The sequence below is a fragment of the Stenotrophomonas sp. 1337 genome (assembly GCF_031455455.1).
Taxonomy (GTDB): domain Bacteria; phylum Pseudomonadota; class Gammaproteobacteria; order Xanthomonadales; family Xanthomonadaceae; genus Stenotrophomonas; species Stenotrophomonas indicatrix.
Window position 1 is genome coordinate 47,807 of sequence record NZ_JAVDSR010000010.1, and the last position, 17,080, is coordinate 64,886.

14 protein-coding genes are annotated in these 17,080 nt (G+C 67.6%); 3 read left to right on the plus strand and 11 right to left on the minus strand.

The genetic code is table 11. The features are described from left to right. Window positions 1-26 precede the first annotated feature (26 nt). Genes J2X70_RS14450 through J2X70_RS14460 form a run of 3 tightly spaced genes read right to left on the minus strand, consistent with a single transcriptional unit; the run spans window position 27 to window position 1,418 of the window. Complete coding sequence (locus tag J2X70_RS14450) at window positions 27-158, minus strand: hypothetical protein (protein WP_263930282.1); 132 nt, start codon at window positions 156-158, stop codon at window positions 27-29. Then, the gene (locus J2X70_RS14455; protein WP_025878399.1) at window positions 155-964 is read right to left on the minus strand and encodes a class III extradiol ring-cleavage dioxygenase; all 810 of its coding nucleotides are present in this window, start codon (window positions 962-964) and stop codon (window positions 155-157) included. The genes J2X70_RS14450 and J2X70_RS14455 overlap by 4 nt, the downstream gene beginning before the upstream one ends. A 43-nt stretch (window positions 965-1,007) precedes the next feature. After that, window positions 1,008-1,418, minus strand: coding sequence for a DoxX family protein (locus J2X70_RS14460; protein ID WP_033830247.1), 411 nt, complete (start codon window positions 1,416-1,418; stop codon window positions 1,008-1,010). Window positions 1,419-1,512: 94 nt separating this feature from the next. Here J2X70_RS14460 and J2X70_RS14465 point away from each other — a divergent pair, with 94 nt between their 5' ends. Then, complete coding sequence (locus J2X70_RS14465; RefSeq protein ID WP_025878397.1) at window positions 1,513-2,394, plus strand: LysR family transcriptional regulator; 882 nt, start codon at window positions 1,513-1,515, stop codon at window positions 2,392-2,394. Window positions 2,395-2,581: 187 nt separating this feature from the next. On the opposite strand, the gene J2X70_RS14470 is transcribed toward J2X70_RS14465, so the two are convergent. After that, window positions 2,582-5,644 (minus strand): EAL domain-containing protein, encoded by a 3,063-nt coding sequence (locus J2X70_RS14470; protein WP_032952063.1) that lies wholly within the window; start codon window positions 5,642-5,644, stop codon window positions 2,582-2,584. Window positions 5,645-5,818: 174 nt separating this feature from the next. Here J2X70_RS14470 and J2X70_RS14475 point away from each other — a divergent pair, with 174 nt between their 5' ends. Further along, the gene (locus J2X70_RS14475) at window positions 5,819-7,930 is read left to right on the plus strand and encodes a M13 family metallopeptidase (protein WP_309910924.1); all 2,112 of its coding nucleotides are present in this window, start codon (window positions 5,819-5,821) and stop codon (window positions 7,928-7,930) included. A gap of 134 nt (window positions 7,931-8,064) precedes the next feature. Here the strand turns inward: J2X70_RS14475 and J2X70_RS14480 are convergent, their stop codons facing one another. Beyond that, the gene (locus J2X70_RS14480; protein WP_154879243.1) at window positions 8,065-8,994 is read right to left on the minus strand and encodes an oxygenase MpaB family protein; all 930 of its coding nucleotides are present in this window, start codon (window positions 8,992-8,994) and stop codon (window positions 8,065-8,067) included. Between the two features lie 309 nt (window positions 8,995-9,303). Here J2X70_RS14480 and J2X70_RS14485 point away from each other — a divergent pair, with 309 nt between their 5' ends. After that, entirely contained in the window at window positions 9,304-9,918 is a 615-nt protein-coding gene (locus J2X70_RS14485; protein WP_025878393.1) for a hypothetical protein, read from the plus strand. 39 nt (window positions 9,919-9,957) lie between these two features. On the opposite strand, the gene J2X70_RS14490 is transcribed toward J2X70_RS14485, so the two are convergent. The 6 genes from J2X70_RS14490 to J2X70_RS14515 all read right to left on the minus strand — a co-directional run bounded on the left by J2X70_RS14490 (window position 9,958) and on the right by J2X70_RS14515 (window position 17,027). Next, the gene (locus J2X70_RS14490; protein WP_088099863.1) at window positions 9,958-10,302 is read right to left on the minus strand and encodes a hypothetical protein; all 345 of its coding nucleotides are present in this window, start codon (window positions 10,300-10,302) and stop codon (window positions 9,958-9,960) included. Between the two features lie 32 nt (window positions 10,303-10,334). Beyond that, the gene (locus J2X70_RS14495; protein ID WP_309910928.1) at window positions 10,335-11,105 is read right to left on the minus strand and encodes a LytTR family DNA-binding domain-containing protein; all 771 of its coding nucleotides are present in this window, start codon (window positions 11,103-11,105) and stop codon (window positions 10,335-10,337) included. Then, window positions 11,095-12,354, minus strand: coding sequence for a histidine kinase (locus J2X70_RS14500; protein WP_088099864.1), 1,260 nt, complete (start codon window positions 12,352-12,354; stop codon window positions 11,095-11,097). The genes J2X70_RS14495 and J2X70_RS14500 overlap by 11 nt, the downstream gene beginning before the upstream one ends. Window positions 12,355-12,601: 247 nt before the next feature. Further along, on the minus strand, window positions 12,602-14,251 hold the full coding sequence (locus tag J2X70_RS14505) for a M28 family metallopeptidase (protein WP_309910931.1): 1,650 nt from the start codon (window positions 14,249-14,251) through the stop codon (window positions 12,602-12,604). 438 nt (window positions 14,252-14,689) lie between these two features. Further along, on the minus strand, window positions 14,690-16,336 hold the full coding sequence (locus J2X70_RS14510) for a CsgG/HfaB family protein (RefSeq protein ID WP_025878388.1): 1,647 nt from the start codon (window positions 16,334-16,336) through the stop codon (window positions 14,690-14,692). 16 nt (window positions 16,337-16,352) lie between these two features. Next, window positions 16,353-17,027, minus strand: coding sequence for a hypothetical protein (locus J2X70_RS14515; protein ID WP_309910933.1), 675 nt, complete (start codon window positions 17,025-17,027; stop codon window positions 16,353-16,355). Window positions 17,028-17,080: the final 53 nt, after the last annotated feature.

The window sequence follows — 17,080 nt, forward strand, 5'->3', positions numbered from 1 at the left end:
ACTGCGCCCAGCGATCTGAATGCGCGTCAGGACCGCGACAGCAAGCGCCGCCCGATCCAGGCCGGCGTGCTGGCCACGTCGTCATGCACCACTGCCAACCGGCCCTGCACGCGTCCTTGTGCAGGGCGTTCCAGCCCTGGCAGCAGCGGTGGGGTCATGCCGCGTCCTGAGCGCGGTCGGCACCATCGAAGCGGTAGAGGTCCATCGCCAGGAAGCCGGCATCGACACCCGCATCGATGCGCTTGGCACCGAAGCCACCCTCCCCCGCCGCACCCATCGCAAAGTACAGCGGCAGCAGATGCTCATCGGTGGGATGCGCACGCTCGGCGAACGGTGCCTGTCGGCGGTAGTCGAACAGAGCATCGCGGTCATTGGCGGCCAGCCGCTGCTCCACCCAATCGATGAAGGGGCGCACGTAGGGCGCTTGCTTGCCGTCCTGGTAGTGGCCCCAGTCGTGCAGGTTGTGGGTGATGCTGCCCGAACCGATCAGCAGCACGCCCTGTTCGCGCAGCGGCGCCAGCGCACGGCCCAGCGCGAACTGATGCTGCGGGCCCAGCATCGGCTGGATCGACACCGGCACCACCGGGATGTCGGCCTGCGGGTGCAGCAGACGCAGCGGCACCCACGCGCCGTGGTCGAGGCCACGTTGCGGATCGAGTGCCACCGGCAGGCCGGCGGCGGCGATGCGGCCCGCCACCTCTTCAGCCAACGCCGGATCACCGGGCGCCGGGTACTGCAGCGCGAACAGTTCGCGTGGGAAGCCGCCGAAATCGTGGAGGGTGGGCGGCTGCGGATGGTTGCCGACCAGCGGCTGCCGGGCCAGCCAATGCGCCGAGGCGATGACGATCGCACGCGGCGTTGGCAGATCGCGGGCCAGCTCGGCCAGCCGCACGCCGACCTGGCCCGGATGCAGGGCGGTCATCGGCGAGCCGTGGGAGATGTACAGCGAAGGCAGGCGGGACATGATCTTCTCCAATCACAGGAACAGGCAGCGGGCCGGGGGACGTTCAGCGCGAACGCAGGGTCCAGCGGCCATCGCCCAGCAGGAACAGCACGACCAGGGCCAGCGCCCAGAACGCCGGGTATTCCCAGCCACCGCCAGCATTGGCGAAGCTGAAACCGTTGGCGCCGTGCACCGTCACGATGGTGCCCAGCAGCAGCGGCACACCGAGCAGGCCGATCCAGCGCGCGTAGATGCCGAGCAGCAGCGCTGCGGAAATCGCCAGTTCAACGGCGATGGTGAGGTAGCCCAACACGCCGGGCAGGCCCAGCGACTCGAAGAAGGCCGCGGTACCTGCCGGAGTGAACACCAGCAGTTTGGTCAGCGCATGGACCAGGAACAACACGCCCAGGGCCAACCGCAGCAGGGTCGCGGCGTACGGGGCGAGCGGGGACAGGGGAGTGGGGGTCGCGTTCATGGGGCACCTCGGTAGGGACAGGGCACAGGTTATTGCGCCCTCTATTGCCGATAAATACGATGGATCGACCGTATTTATTTCATAAGGCGCAACAATGGACACCCTGGATGCCATGCGCGTGTTCGTCGCGGTGGTCGAACGCAACGGCTTCAGCGCCGCCGCACAGGCGCTGGACATGTCCACGGCCGGTGTCACCCGCCAGGTCGCCGCACTGGAAAAGCGCCTGTCCACCCGCCTGCTCCACCGCACCACCCGCCGGGTCAGCCCGACCAGCGCCGGTGCCGCCTACTACGCCCAGTGCGTGCGCCTGCTGGCCGAGTTCGATGCGCTTGAGGCCAGCATCGGCGCACAGGCGCTGGAGCCGTCCGGCACGCTGCGCATCAACGCACCGGTCAGCTGGGGCATCGCCCGCCTCGGCCCGTTGCTGGCCGGTTACCGCGAGCGCTTCCCACAGGTCGAACTGGACCTGGCGCTGTCCGACCGCCTGGTGGACATGGTCGAAGAAGGCTACGACGTGGCCATCCGCATCACCCGCGAACCGGGCCCGAGCCTGATCGCGCGGCGCCTGGGCCAATCGCGGATCAGCCTGTGTGCCGCACCGGCCTACCTGGCCGCACACGGAACACCGCAGGCCCCCGAGGATCTGCAGACCCACGCCTGTCTCGGCTACAGCTACTGGGCCGCCGGCGACCACTGGCCCCTGCAGGGACCGGGTGGCGAAGTGAAGGTTGCAGTGACCACCCTGCTGCGCGCCAACAATGGCGACGTCCTGCGCGAAGCGGCGATTGCCGGCATGGGCGTGATCCTGCAGCCGGACTTCCTGTTGCACGAGGCGCTGGCCGATGGCCGCCTGGTGCGCATCCTGCCCGGATGGGAAGCTGAGCCGATCGGCATCTTCGCCGTCTACACCAGCCGCAGCCATCTCGCCCCCAAGGTGCGCAGCTTCATCGACTACCTGGTGGAAACCGGGGTGTAAGCGTGCGTCCGCCGGGCATGGCCCGGCGCTACCAGAGGCGCGCCCGTGACACGGTAGCGCCGGGCCATGCCCGGCGAAGCGCGAAGCGCACCCATGACACGGTAGCGCCGGGCCATGCCCGGCGAAGCGCGAAGCGCACCCATGACACGGTAGCGCCGGGCCATGCCCGGCGAGCGCGAAGCGCGGCCTAGGCGACAACCTCATCCAGCTGCGCGATGATCTTTTCCAGGGGTGCCGGCCGTCCCAGCAGGTAGCCCTGCACCTGGTCGCAGCCATGTGCGGCCAGCCAGTCCAGCTGCCCCGGCGTTTCCACGCCCTCGGCGATGATCGTCAGCCCCATGCTGTGGCCCAGCGACAGCAGTGCCCGGCAGATCGATGCGTTGCGCGGATTGGTTTCCACGTCGGCCACAAAACTGCGATCGATCTTCAGGACGTCCAGCGGCAGGTGCTGCAGGTAGGACATGCTCGAGTAGCCGGTACCGAAATCGTCCAGCGACACGCGGATGCCCTGCTCGTGCAGGCGCTGCATGGTCTGCATCGCCTGTGCCGGCTTGCGCATCAGGCTGCTCTCGGTCAGTTCCACGTGCAGTGCACCACGGGCCAGGCCGAAATCCTGCTGCGCGCGGGCGAACTCGGCCACCAGATCGCTGTTGAAGAACTGCACCGCCGACACGTTGACCGCGATCGACAGCTCGCCCCACCCCGCTTCGACCAGACGCCGCTGCGCCTGTGCTGCCGCGCGGATCACCCAGCGTCCCAACGCCAGGATCAGGCCGGTGTCCTCGCACAACTGGATGAACTCGCTGGGCGGGATGAAGCTGCCATCGGCCTGCGGCCAGCGCAGCAGCGCCTCCAGCGACGCCGGGCTGCCATCGCTGGCGTGCCGGATCGGCTGGAAGTACAGCTGGAACTCGTTGTCGATGGCCGCGTGGATGCGCCCGGCCAGGCGCAGGCGGTCGGCCAGGCGGATGGTCACCGCCGCATCGAACCAGGCCACCACGTTGCCTTCGGCGCGGGCCGCGTGCGCCGCCTGCGCGGCCATGCCGATCGCCTGTTCGGCACTGTGGCCTGCGTCGGCGTCATGTACGGCCACACCAATGCGGGGTTCGAACTGGTGCAGCGAATCCTGGCCGCGCATCGGTGCCGAGACGATCTGCAGCAGATCGTCCAGCACGCGCTGGGTGTTGTGTTCCGGCGCGATCGCCAGCACGAAATCCTCCGCCGGCTGGAACGCCAGCAGGCCGAAGCGCGCGCCCAGCCCGCCCAGGCGCGAGGCCATCGACTGCAGGACCGCATCACCGATCTCGCGGCCCAGCGTATCGGCCACCAGCTGCAGCCCGCGCAGCTGCACATAGGCGATGGTGTAGGCGCCGGCCTGCTCGTCCAGCTGTTCGCTCAGTGCGCGCACGTTGAGCAGGCCGGTGGCCGGGTTGTGGCGTGCGTGATAGGCCAGGTCGCGCTCGTAGGCCAGCCGCTCGCTGACATCCTCGGCCAGCACCAGGCACGCGGGCTGGCCATCGAAATCCAGTTGCGACAGGTGCACGCGCACTTCGAACACCGTGCCATCCTTGCGCTGGTGCAGGCGCACCGCAGCGTCCTGCAGTTCACCACTGCGCACCTGCGCGATCGCGCCCTTGACCTCGTCCCAGCCCTCGCGTGGGCGGATGTCGAGGATGCTCATCGCCAGGAATTCATCGCGGCTGTAGCCGTACTGCTGCACGGCCGCCTCGTTGACCTCGATGAAGCGCAAGGTGTCCGGGTCGAACACCCAGAATGGCGCGGGGTTGCGATCGAACAACAGGCGGAAGCGGCGTTCAACCTGGCGCATCTGCTCGCGTGCCTGGTAGCGCTCGCTGAGGTCGGTCAGTGCGCCGATCATGCGCCGCTGCCGATCGACCACCGCTACCCGCTGGCCACGCGCGGCAACCCAGCGAACTGCACCGCCGGGCAGCACCAGGCGGAATTCTTCGTCGAGTACAGCGTTGCCGGCGAAGGCCTGATCGAAGGCCTGCTGCATGCGTGCGCTGTCATCGTGGTGCACGCGGGCGAAGAATTCGGCCACCGGCAGCGCATCGGTCTGCACACCGAAGATCTCGCGCGCCAGCGGTGACCAGCGCAGCAGCGCAGCGTCTTCGTCGACATACCAAGTGCATACGCGGCCCACCTGATGGGCCAGGCGCAGCTCGGCGTGGCCGGTGCGCAGCTCTTCGGCCATCGACTGCTGCCGGTGCGTGCTGCGGCGCACCGCGTACAGCAGCACCAGCAGCAGCGCCACGTAGGCCAGCATGATGGCAATCGCCGCCTGCAGATACGGCCACCACGGCTTCAGCACATCTTCGTTTGCCAGGCCGACCTGCACCGCCAGTGGACTGCGCTCAAGGGTGCTGATGGTGGAGATGCGCGGTATCTGGTCCACCGCGCCGGGAATGCTGCCCAGCTCGACCACTGCCTGCCGGCCCAGCAGCGTGCGTGCCGGCAGCGTGTAACGGCGGCCGACGGTGCCGTGCGGATCGGGGACACGGGCCAGCATGTAGCCATCGGCGTCGCTGATCGAGGCCAGGCCACTGGGCCCCACATCGAGACCGCCCACGATCCGCTGCAGTTCGCCGCAGCGCAGCCGTGCCAGCAGCCAGCGATCGCCAGCCATCGGCAGCGCCAGCGGCACCACCCAGCCACCGTCGCTGGCACGCTGCGGCGGCCCGATGTACAGCGCACTGCCCTGCCCCCGTCGCTGCGGATCGGTCCACAGTGGCAGCTGCAGGTCGCCCTTGCCGGCGGTCAGGGCGCGGCCATAGGTATCGAGCACGACAATGCTGTGCAGTTCGGCGTGCCGGCGCAGCACGCCGGCTATGGCGGCGTCCAGCAGCGCGGGCGCCTGCGCAGGCACCGTGCGGAACAGCTCGGCGGCATCGGCGGCGATGCCGGCCATCGCCCGTTCCAGGTTGCGCAGCTCCAGTGCCAGCAGGCGCTCGCTGCCTATCGCCAGCGCCCGGCTCTGCCGCTGCGCGGCTTCCAGCCGGCGCTGGTAATCGTTGGCCAGCATCGCGGCCAGGCCTGCCGCCAGCAGCACGCCCAGCACCACGCCGCCCCAGGTAATGGCACGCAACGGCCGGGCCAGCGCGTGTCTCAGCGCCGGCATCGGTCGGTCTTCCCTGTGCAGTCGGCTGGCTTCATGCGCGAACGATTCCTCCACATCCCCGACCTCAACGGCCGGCGGACGCCATTCTTGACGCCTCGACCCGTCCTGCATGCGCCCTCCCCCGGGTGCTGCAGACATCCAGCCCGCAGCATGCACCACGCCGGTGACCGCGTGAAGATCGCTGCGGCGTGTTCAGCCAGATCACGCACAGTGCTGGCCCTGTCGAGCACGTCCAGCCGGCCCGCAGCGGATTAGACTTGGAGTTTTCCGCCGCAAGAGAAGTCCATGTCCAAGCTGCGCCGCCCCACCCTGGCACTGGCCATCGTTGCCAGCCTGTCCCTGGCCGCCTGCGACCGCCCGGCCGATCCGGCCGCCGGCACCGCCGCACCGGCCGAGGCGACCCCCGCTGCCGCCAAGCCGATGCTGGGCAGCTTTGGTTTCGATGCCAGTGGCATGGACCGCAGCATCGCCGCCGGTGACGACTTCTTCGGTTTCGCCAACGGCAGCTGGGTGAAGAACACCGAGATTCCGGCCGACCGCTCGCGCTTCGGCAGCTTCAACGTGATTGCCGAGAAGACCCAGGCCGACACCCGCGCGATCCTGGAAGGCGCTGCCGGCAACGCCCAGGCCAGCGGCGAAGACAAGCTGATCGGCGACTACTACGCCGCCTACATGGACGAGGCCGGCATCGAGCAGCGCGGCCTGGCACCGGTGCAGCCGCAGCTGAAGAACATCGATGCGATCGCCGACAAGGCCGGCCTGGCCCGCGCCCTCGGCGGCGACGTGCGCGCCGACGTCGACCTGCTCAATGCCACCAACTTCTACACCGGCCGCCTGTTCGGCCTGTGGGTGTCGGTGGACCTGCTGCAGCCGGACCGTACCGCGCCGTACCTGGTGCAGGGCGGCCTGGGCATGCCGGACCGCGATTTCTACCTGGGCGGTGGCCGCATGGCCGACCTGCGCAAGCAGTACCAGGCCTACATCGCGCAGGTGCTGCAGCTGGCCGGCGTGGCCGACCCGGCCGGCAAGGCGCAGCGCATCCTCGCCCTGGAAACGAAGATCGCCCAGGCGCATGCCACGCAGGAAGAAACCAATGACGTGACCAAGGGCGCCAACCCCTGGACCCAGGCCGACTTCAACGCCAAGGCCCCGGGCATGGACTGGGCCGCGTTCCTGGACGCCGCCAAGCTTGGCCAGCAGCAGGACTTCATCGTGTGGCAGCCCAAGGCCGTGGCCGGCCTGTCCAAGCTGGTGGCCACCGAGCCGCTGGATGCCTGGAAGGACTACATGACCTTCCACGCGCTGGACCGCGCCGCTGCCTACCTGCCGAAGAAGTTCGCCGATGCGCGCTTCGCCTTCCACGGCACCGCGCTGAGCGGTACGCCGCAGCAGAGCGACCGCTGGAAGCGTGCCGTGGATGACGCCAACCATGCCGTCGGCGAGGCCATCGGCAAGCGTTACGTCGAAAAGCACTTCGATGCGAAGACCAAGGAACGTGCCGACGAGATGGCCAAGAACATCATCGCCGCCTTCGCCAAGCGCATCGATGCACTGGCCTGGATGTCACCGCAGACCAAGGCCAGCGCCAAGGCCAAGGTGGCCGGCCTGACCGTGGGCATGGGCTATCCGGACAAGTGGCGCGACTACACCGGCCTGGACATCCGTCGTGATGATCCGCTGGGCAATGCGCAGCGCGCCGAGCTGTTCGAGTACCAGCGCAACATCGCCAAGCTGGGCAAGCCGGTCGACCACAGCGAGTGGGCGATGCTGCCGCAGACCATCAACGCGATGAACGTGCCGCTGGAAAACCGCCTGGTGTTCCCGGCGGCGATCCTGCAGCCGCCGTTCTTCGACGGTGCCGCCGACGACGCAGTGAACTACGGTGCGATCGGCGCGGTGATCGGCCACGAAATCAGCCATGGCTTCGACAACGCCGGTGCGTTGTTCGACGACACCGGCAAGCTGCACAACTGGTGGACGGCCGAAGACCTCAAGCAGTTCAACGCGGCCGGCGATGCACTGGCCGCGCAGTTCAGCAGCTACGAGCCGTTCCCGGGTGTACATGTGAACGGCAAGCTGACGCTGGGCGAGAACATCGCCGATGTCGCCGGCCTGGGTACCGCCTACGACGCCTACCAGCTGTCGCTGCAGGGCAAGCCGGGCCAGACCCTGGAAGGTTTCACCCCGGACCAGCGCTTCTTCCTCGGCTTCGCCCAGGCCTGGCGCAGCAAGAGCCGCGAGCAGGCGCTGCGCAATTCGCTGCTGACCGACGTGCATGCACCGGGCCAGTTCCGCGCGTTGACGGTGCGCAACATCGACGCCTGGTACCCGGCGTTTGAAGTGAAGGAAGGCCAGAAGCTGTACCTGGCCCCGGACAAGCGGGTCAAGGTGTGGTGATGTAACGCAGACGGGCGCCGAAAGGCGCCCGTTTTATTTCCATGGGTAGACGCCAACCTCGGTTGGCAGTTTTTCGCCATCCACACGTGGCGTGGATGGGCACCGCGGCAAGGCGCGCCGACCAAGGTCGGCGCCTACCGGGGCAATGCCGGCCACTCGCGCAACGATTCCACCGGCACACCCACGCGGGCGCAGGCGCGGCTCGCCAGGCCGTCGGGCAGCGCGCGGCGGAACAGCGGCGCCATGCCCTGCATCAGCTTCGCCGAAGCTGCGGCCTGCGCACGCTGGCGCGTGCTGCGCTCGAGCATGCCCTCGGCCCAGTCCGGCAGCAGCGCGGCACCGGCACCGAGGAAGATCTCGCGCGACAGGCCGGGCACCGGCACCGGCAGGCGCACGCCGGACAGCACCTGCAGCACTTCGCGGGAGCGTTCGTCCACCACCAGCTCCGGCTGCCGTGCACAGAAATACGCATCCACTTCCGCTGCACTGCGTGGTACGTCCACCGCGCCCAGCGCTTCGGCCACGCAGCGGTACTCGTCGTAATAGCGGTCGGCGATCGCGGCAGGCACCTCGCGCCCGTAGCGACGATAGCCCTGCAGGAAGCCGTAGGCCTCGGTCACGTGCACCCACGTCAGCAGGTGCGGATCATCGGCGGCATACGGCTCACCCTGCGCGGTATGCCCGCGGACCTGCGCGTGGATGCGCCGCACCTTGGCCACCAGCGCTTCCACCTCGCGCGCCGGCGCGTAGCTGGTGCCGGCCACGAAAGCAGTGGTACGGCGCAGGCGGCCGACCAGGTCCTGGCGGAAATTGGAATGATCGTAGACACCGGCCAGCGCGCGCGGATGCAGCGTCTGCAGCATCAGCGCACACAGACCGCCGGCCAGCATCGAGGGCAGCTCTGCGTGCATCCGCCAGGTGACGCTGTCCGGCCCGAACCAGCCGGGATCGCCCAGTGGATGGTCGTAGTCGATGCCGCTCTGGCCACGCGGAAACGCATCCAGGACCCAGCGCCGGATCGGCGCGGTGACGGGGCGGGAAAGACGGTGCAGCAACGGCGGCATCACGGGTCCAGATCGGCGGAGGGACGGACCGCGTCCTGCGCGGTCCACCCCGATTCTGGTCGATCACGACCGGCACAGCGAGCCCATCCGCTCAGCGTCGGTTTCATGTGCGCGCGCAGCACATTTCACCCTGCGACATCTTGTCGCAGGCCACGCGGGCAATGCTGCGTCGCACCAATATTCACCTGTTCAGGCTGAGCCCTTGTGCCGCGTGGCCTTGAGGCCATTGCACCGCTCGCTGGAAGTGCTAGAACTGAACCCGCCACACCGTCCACTGCAGATCGCCGCACGTTCCACAAGGAGCCAGCCATGATTGCTTTGTTCAAGGGTTTGGGATTACTGCTTCGCGACAACGAGCTCTACAGCAGCCCGTTCGAAAAACAGGTCGCGCACTGGCGCAGCCTCAGCGAACAGCAGATCCGCGATGAAGTGGCGGTGCTGGCCCAGGCCAAGTGCCAATGGCTGATCACTTCGATCGTCGGATGGCAGGCGGCTTCGCTGCTGATCCTCGGCCTGATCACCAATTACCTGTGGCGCGACGATTACCACATCACCTTCACCCGCGTGGTCGTGGTGTTCGGCTCGTGGATCTCGATCCTGTTCGTGATCTGGTTCATGGCCAACATGTTCGACCGCACAGCGGGCTTCGAACGCTGGATGAAGGCCTTCAACAGCCGCGCGCGCATCACCTCCAAGGCCGACAGCGTCGAGCACGTGGCCGAAGCGCTGGACCTGGCTGAACACTATCCGGAAGTGCTGGACTACAAGCAGGCGGTCACCGCCAAGCGCGAGCTGCGCCACGAGGACATCCGCATCATGACCGAGATCGGGCGCATGAAGCAGCACTCCGAACTGGTGGGTCGCCTGAATCATGTCGGTGAAACCGAACACCATCACGACATGACGCTGCAGCCGGCTTACTGAGCCGAACGCAATCCGGGGGGAGCCACAATGCCACCGTGCTCAGTCACGGTGGCATTGTTCTTTCTGCACGTCGCTGACGCACTGGCGGAAGTCCTTCGGCAGGCCACTGACCTGCTCGGTCTTGCCTGCGGCCACCGCGAACCGGCGCAGCGGCGGCGTCGCGCAAGCGGTGTCGGTGCTGCAGCCCGGCGCCAGCACCAGGTAATGGCATTGGCCACTGCTGCTGGCGATGCATTCGAAACGCGCCACGCCATCGACCACCGTGCTCTTGCTGTACAGCGTGTCCACACCATTGGCATTGGTGCGGGTGATCGACGTGTTGCTGGACTTTTCGCAGCCGGCGATGGCCAGCACGGCGACACCTACAAGCAGGATACGGCGCATGTTCGTTCCTCGGTGGATGGCAATGGCTGCGGCTACATGCCGCGGAACAGGCTCATGAACGGCTGGCTGACCACCAGGGTCTCGGCACGCTGGCGCAGGCGCAGCACGCCACGGCCGGTATCGTCGCGGCTGACGGCTGCCACCGCCTTCATGTTGACGATGGTGGAGCGATGTACCTGGCGGAAGTGCAGCGGATCGAGCACTTCCAGCAGCTCGCGCAGCGGTGTGCGCAGCAGGCTTTCGCCGGCGGCAGTGACCACCGTGGTGTACTTGTTGTCAGCGCGGAAATAGATCACATCGTCGAGCATGATCAGCTGCGTATCGCGGCCATTGCTGGCGGTGATCCAGGCCAGGGGCGGCCGGTCGTTGGCGGCCGGGCCTGCACCCAGGCGCTGCAGCAGGCGCTCCAGCACCGCATCGTCCTGGCGCGTGGATGGCAGCCGCGAAAGAATGCGGTCGCGCGTGGCCAGCAGCCGTTCGTCACTGACCGGCTTGAGCAGGTAATCCATCGCGCCCTGCTCGAAGGCATCGATGGCGTACTGGTCGTAGGCGGTGACGAACACCACCTGCGTGCGCGGGCTCAGTTCGGCCAATGACCGCGCCACTTCGATGCCGCTGATGCCGGGCATGCGGATGTCGAGGAAGGCGATGTCCGGCTGCCTCTCGGCCAGCTGTTCCAGCGCACTGGCACCGTCCTCGCATTCGGCCACCAGCTTCAGCTCCGGCCACAGCCGCCCGAGCTGCTCGACCAGCGAGTGCCGCAGCAGCTCCTCGTCTTCGGCAATCAGCGCTTCAAGCGGCATGGCTGGGCTCCTTGGCCGACTGCGGCAGGGTCATGGTAGCGGCTACACCACTGGGGAAATTGGCCACGATCGCTACTCCGGCCTGCTCGCCGCAGGTCAACCGCAGGCGCTCGCGCAGGTTCTTCAGGCCGATGCCGGTGCCGCTGGTGCCCTGTCCGAAACCGAGCCCATCGTCGGCGACCGTCACGGTGACATGGTCATCGAAACCACGCGCGAGAATCCAGATCGTGCCGCCGCCGGGCTTGGGCTCCAGGCCGTGCTTGATCGCATTCTCGACCAGGGTCTGCAGCGCCATCGCCGGCATCTTCACTTCGTGCAGCTCGGTGGGCACCTGCACTTCCACCGCCAGCCGTGCGCCCATGCGGATGCGCAGGATTTCCAGATAGGCGCGGGTACGTTCCAGCTCCACGCCCAGCGTGGAAACCGATTCGTCCACCTGCGGCAGCGAACTGCGCAGGTACTGGATCAGGTGGCCGAGCATCTGCTCGGCGCGCGTCGGGTCGGTGCGGGTCAGCACCTGTGCATTGGCCAGCGAGTTGTACAGGAAGTGCGGCTCGACCTGCGCGTGCAGCAGGTTCAAGCGCGCGACCGACAGTTCCTTTTCCACCTGGGTCTGTTCGGCAGCGGCCTGCTCGTCGCGGCGCTGGTCGGCCACACGGCGGCTGATCGCTCGGGTCACCGCTTCGGCGTTCTCATAGTTGCTGCCTTCATCCAGTGCCAGCAGATCGGCCCACCAGCCGGCGTCCGGTTCGAACAGCAGGGTGACGGTGCTGGTGCCCTGCCCCGGCGTTACCGTGGCCAGCACGCTGTTGCGTTTGATCGCCAGCCGCGCCGGCAGGTTCCAGCGCGACGGTTGCCGGCCGTTCCACAGGTCGACGCGCCGCACATAGGCACGCACCTGCAGACTGCCGGCAGAGCTCTCCACTTCTTCCACCCGCGGCAGTTCGCCGACGGCAGCCTCGACCACTGCGAAGGCCTGGCCGGCATCCATCGGCAATTCGATCTGCCGGCGCTGGCGGCCCGACAACGTGGCGCCATCGAGGCGACCGGCCACCAGCCAGACCCGGCGCACGTGGGTGATCGCGCTGCCCAGCGCGGAGATCATCAGGAACATCACCAGCAGCCCGAACACCCAGCCTGGGCCGTCGTTCATGCCGCTGAAGATGCCACTCCAGACCATGCCAGCAACGAACAGCGCCGCGGCCCAGGCCAGCAGATGACGGATGATGAGGGAGAAGCTGGCGATCACGGCGGCGCCTTGGTGGAAGGGGTGAGCCGAGCATAGAGCGGCCCTTCGGGCAAACAAGCGATGTGCGACGAAGACCGGGAAAGGGTGGATGGAACCGGTTCTGGTAGTGCCGGCTGCTGGCCGGCTCCCCATCGCTTCCGGAAGCATCACCGGGTTGCCGGCCAGCGGCCGGCACTACCAGGCATCACCGGGTTGCCGGCCAGCGGCCGGCAACCGGGGAGGCGCCGGGTGAGCCCGGCGCATTCCGTTATCTGCGCTGGTCGGCGCTGGCGTCACGCACGGCGCGGAACGCCTCGTCCTTGCTCCAGTTCGGCCAGCTGCGCGAATTGGCCAGCTGGTTGCCCAGGGTGTACAGCACTTCCAGGTCGCGGGCAGCGCCTGCAAACACCCAGTCCGGCTGCCACTCGTCGCCCTGCTGGTGGTAACGCTTGGCGGTGTAGTCCTCGGACGCCTTCTTGCCCGCCGCGACGCCACCGTCCACCCAGTCCTGCCCTGCCGACCAGGACAGCGCGGGCACGCCACGCTTGGCGAACGGGAAGTGGTCGGAGCGGAAGAACAGGCCGGCCTCCGGCTTCGGGTCCGGCGTGTAGCGGATGTCCCAGCCCTTGGCCACGTCCTTCAGCTGGTCCAGCAGCTCGAAGCGCGCCGCGCCGTAGATGCCGAAATCGCGCGACGGGCCGAACGGCGCCATGCCGTCCATGTTGATCATCGCCACGGTCTTTTCCAGCGGGTACAGCGGGTGCGTTGCGTAGTACTCCGAACCCAGCAGGCCCTTCTCCTCGGCGGTTACCGCCAGGAACACGACCGAACGCTGCGGACGCGGCGCCTTGGCGAAGCCGCGTGCCAGTTCAATCAGCGAGGCGGTGCCGCTGGCGTTGTCCAGCGCGCCGTTGAAGATGCGGTCGCCGCGTGCGTCGGGCTCGCCCACGCCGATGTGGTCCCAGTGCGCACTGTAGATGACGGTCTCGTCCGGATGCGTGCTGCCTTCCAGGCGCGCGGCCACGTTGTGCGAGGTGATCACTTCGGTCTTCACCGCGTACTTCGCATCCAGGCTGGCGCCGGTCAGCGGCACCGGGGTGAAGTCGCGCTGCTGCGCCTTCTTCTTCAGCGCCTCGAAATCCTGCCCGGCCGAGCGGAACAGTTCCACTGCCAGATCGCGCTGGATCCAGCCTTCCAGCAGCGGATGGCTGTCAGCCGGATTGTCGCGCACCACGTCGAACATGGTGTTGGTGTTGGAGCCGGCCACCGTGGCCCAGCCATACGACGCCGGGGCGGTCTCATGCACGATCAGCACACCGAGTGCGCCCTGGCGTGCGCCTTCTTCGTACTTGTACGGCCAACGGCCATACCAGGTCATGCCCTTGCCGTCGAAGTCGCCCTTGCCGGTTTCGAAGTCCGGGTCGTTGATCAGCACGACGGCGATCTTGCCCTTCAGGTCCACGCCCTTGAAGTCGTCCCAGTTGCGCTCCGGCGCCTTTACGCCATAGCCGAGGAACACCAGCGGTGCCTTGCTGATGTCCACGCTGGTCGCACCGTTCATGGCTGCACGCACGGCGATCTGCTTGCCCTGCTCCAGCGCGATGGTCTTGCTGCCCTGCTGCAGCGACAGCTGCGGGGTGCCGACGATGTCGCCCTTGCGCAGCGGCACGGCCTGGGTCCACAGGCGCTTGCCGTCCTTCAGGTCGCCGCCGGGCTGCAGGCCGGCGTCGGCGAACTGCTTGCTGAGGAAGGCGATGGTCTTCTGTTCGCCGGCGGTGGCCGGGGAGCGGCCTTCGTAGGCGTCGGAGGCCAGTTCCTTGACGTCGGCGGAGATCCGCGCGCCATCGAATTTCGGGGTGGCCGCCATCAGTGCGCTCGACACCGACAGGGCCAGCACGCCCAGTACTACTCGCTTCATTGCTCTCTCCAGCAGGGAAATCGTTCTGGAGTGTAAGGGGTAAGGGGTTCGGCAGGGCTGCGCCCTGCACCCGGCAGCCGCGGTAGTGCCGGCCGCTGGCCGGCAACCTCAACAGCAACAGCCCAGGCAACAGCGGAAGCAGGTTTCCTGAGGGTAGGCGGGGCACGTCAGCGTGCGGGGGGCGCTGCAAGTACGTCCATGTAAGCTCGGTCGCCGCATCCATGCGGCTCACGCCCCCGCACGCTGCCCCACCCCGCCTTCGACAGTTTCCCGCTGCTGTTGGTAACGCTGTTGGTGGTATCGCCGCTGTTGGTAGATGTCGACCTTGGTCGACACAGTAGATCCACGCCATGCGTGGATGAGCAGAAACAAGAAGGGGTCAGATCCCTTTCCCGGTGGGAAAGAGCTCTGACCCCATCTGTGCATTACCGAGGTGTCTTACCAGTTCGGGTCTTCGGCCGGGGCGGCGGCGGGCTTGGGCTTGGGCTTGCTGGCCGGGCGCGCTGCGGCGGCCGGGGCGGCCGATGCGGTTGCGCCGGCGGCGGCCTTGGGCTTGCTGCCCAGCTTCTGGCGCAGTTCGATCTGGCCGGGGCGGAAACCACCGCGCATCGCGTCGACACCCTCTTCCAGGGTGCCGTAGGACGTCTGCGCGGCAACGCGGTCGATGCGGATGGTGCAGCACGGATGCTCGCTGCGGCCGAGCGAACGGCCGGTCTGCGGGTCCTTCAGCTCTTCGCCCAGGCGCACGGCCTGCCAGCGCTGGCCGACCTGCACGGTGTCACCGCCCTGGCTCAGCACCACCTGGTCGCCATCGACGGACACCACCGACACCGGGAACAGCGTGGTGACGATCGTGCTGCCGATCTGCCCGGACAGCGAGTCCATCATCGAGGCGGCCATGCTGCGGCCATTGACCACGCGCGGCAGCGTGCTCGGGCCGGTCGAGGCCAGCTGGTGGTCGAAGCTGTCGGACATCACCACCTGACCGGTGGTGGCATTGACCAGGCGCAGGGTGATGCGGCCGCCACCGGAATACGAGGTCACCTGGCGATCGGACATGCGCAGGTTGCGCACGCTGCGCGGGTACTCGAACCGTTCGATCGTCGGAATCAGGATCAGGTCGGTCGCCAGCTGCTGGCCAACGCGCGCGGTGTCCTGCAGGCGCACGTTGCCACTGTTGATGTGGTCGATCTCGGCCTGCAGTTCGTCGCCGAACTCGCGGTCCAGCACGATGAAGCGCTGGGTCTGGGTAAGCGTGTCGGACAGCCGCGCGCGGATCGCCTGGGCGACCTCGTCGGCGTTCACCCGGCCATCGCCAACGGCATAGCTGCCCGACTTGGTGCGCGGCAGGGCCACCACGATCTTCGGCTTGCCTTCTTCATCCGGTGCGCGGTACTGGGCAATCTGCGCGCGTACACGCACCTTCCAGTAGCTGCGCATGCTGCGCCGGGTGACATCCGAATCGAAGGAGCTGGCACCGCGCTTGGCGTCTACCTTCACCTGCTCCTCGTAGTTTTCCTTGACGCTGGCCGACGCCGAGCCGCCCTTGGCGGAAGCTTCGCCGGAAGCGCTGGCCGAGGCCGACCCCTTGAAGCTCCAGCCTTCGTCGCTGGCGCGCACGCGGGCGATGGTTTCTTCGTCGAGCTGGCTCACTTCATCCTGCGAGAGGATTTCATAGCCCAGCACCGCGCCCTGCGAGCCGGCAATCATCTGCTGGGAGAACGCGTCGGCGCGGATATCGCCGACGTGTTCACCGTCCACGTCCACATGCAGGCCTGCGCGCAGGCTCTGCATCTGGCTGGCCACGCGTACGCCGTTGACCTGGGCCACGGCCGACTGCAATGCCGCCAGCACCGCCAGTTCCGGGGTGCTGCCGATACCGTCGGCTTCACGCGCGACCTGGGTGGTGCCGCCGAAATCCGGCGTGCCACGCAGGGGCGCTTCCTGCACCGGCGCATTGCTGGCCAGTGCACTGGCAGCCTTGTCCTTGGCCGGAGCGGTTTCTGCCGGTGCATCCTGCTTGCCGCAGGCTGCCAGCAGGGCCGCTGCCAGGCCCAGGCCGATCAATCGAGTCGTCGTACGCATGCGGAGCTGCCTCGTATCAGAGCGAATCCAGCATCGAATCGGCGTTGGACGGCACCTTCACCTTGCTCTTCTTGGCGAAGGTCACAGCCGACTTGGTCGAGCCGTACAGGCCCTTGATGAAGCCCGGCGATTCCTTGGCAACCCAGGCACCGGCGGCCAGCTTGCGGCCAACGGTGGCCATCTGGGTGGCGCCCAGGTTCTTCATGCCGGCCGCAAAGCCGCTGGCTTCGCCGCTCAGCTTCTGTGCTTCGGCAGCCGAGGCCAGCAGCGAGACCAGGCCTTCGGCGTAGTGCTGCTTGGATTCAGCGTTCAGTTCCGGCTGTGCGGCCTGGCGCTCGTCGATGGCGGCCTGGGCGGCTTCGCTGACCGACACCGACTTCTTCATCGCATCGACGTTCACCGAACCGGACGACAGCGCCTGGCGCTCGGCTTCCAGCAGCTGCACCTGCTCGGCCAGGCCGAAGGCACGGGCGAAGGAGGTCTGCGCCTGCAGCGAGTGCGACTGCGAGCTGACGAAACGACGGACCAGCGCTTCCTGCGCGGCTTCGTCCGGAGCGGCAGCGCTGGCGCTGCTGCTGGAGGTGCCGGTGGCGCCGCCGGCCAGGTCCTTCAGCTTGCCGAACTGGGCGTGGGCCGGCATCGACAGGGTGGCGGCCGCGATGGCAACGACGAGAGCGGTATTACGGAACATGGAAGAGTCCTTTGGGAGAGACGGCCGCAATGCGGCGCGCGGGATCGGGGATA

Bases quoted from the DNA above. Each gene is read 5' to 3' on its own strand.
- J2X70_RS14450 (WP_263930282.1), bottom strand. From the start codon at position 158: ATGACCCCACCGCTGCTGCCAGGGCTGGAACGCCCTGCACAAGGACGC.
- J2X70_RS14455 (WP_025878399.1), bottom strand. From the start codon at position 964: ATGTCCCGCCTGCCTTCGCTGTACATCTCCCACGGCTCGCCGATGACC.
- J2X70_RS14460 (WP_033830247.1), bottom strand. From the start codon at position 1,418: ATGAACGCGACCCCCACTCCCCTGTCCCCGCTCGCCCCGTACGCCGCG.
- J2X70_RS14465 (WP_025878397.1), top strand. From the start codon at position 1,513: ATGGACACCCTGGATGCCATGCGCGTGTTCGTCGCGGTGGTCGAACGC.
- J2X70_RS14470 (WP_032952063.1), bottom strand. From the start codon at position 5,644: ATGCAGGACGGGTCGAGGCGTCAAGAATGGCGTCCGCCGGCCGTTGAG.
- J2X70_RS14475 (WP_309910924.1), top strand. From the start codon at position 5,819: ATGTCCAAGCTGCGCCGCCCCACCCTGGCACTGGCCATCGTTGCCAGC.
- J2X70_RS14480 (WP_154879243.1), bottom strand. From the start codon at position 8,994: ATGCCGCCGTTGCTGCACCGTCTTTCCCGCCCCGTCACCGCGCCGATC.
- J2X70_RS14485 (WP_025878393.1), top strand. From the start codon at position 9,304: ATGATTGCTTTGTTCAAGGGTTTGGGATTACTGCTTCGCGACAACGAG.
- J2X70_RS14490 (WP_088099863.1), bottom strand. From the start codon at position 10,302: ATGCGCCGTATCCTGCTTGTAGGTGTCGCCGTGCTGGCCATCGCCGGC.
- J2X70_RS14495 (WP_309910928.1), bottom strand. From the start codon at position 11,105: ATGCCGCTTGAAGCGCTGATTGCCGAAGACGAGGAGCTGCTGCGGCAC.
- J2X70_RS14505 (WP_309910931.1), bottom strand. From the start codon at position 14,251: ATGAAGCGAGTAGTACTGGGCGTGCTGGCCCTGTCGGTGTCGAGCGCA.
- J2X70_RS14510 (WP_025878388.1), bottom strand. From the start codon at position 16,336: ATGCGTACGACGACTCGATTGATCGGCCTGGGCCTGGCAGCGGCCCTG.
- J2X70_RS14515 (WP_309910933.1), bottom strand. From the start codon at position 17,027: ATGTTCCGTAATACCGCTCTCGTCGTTGCCATCGCGGCCGCCACCCTG.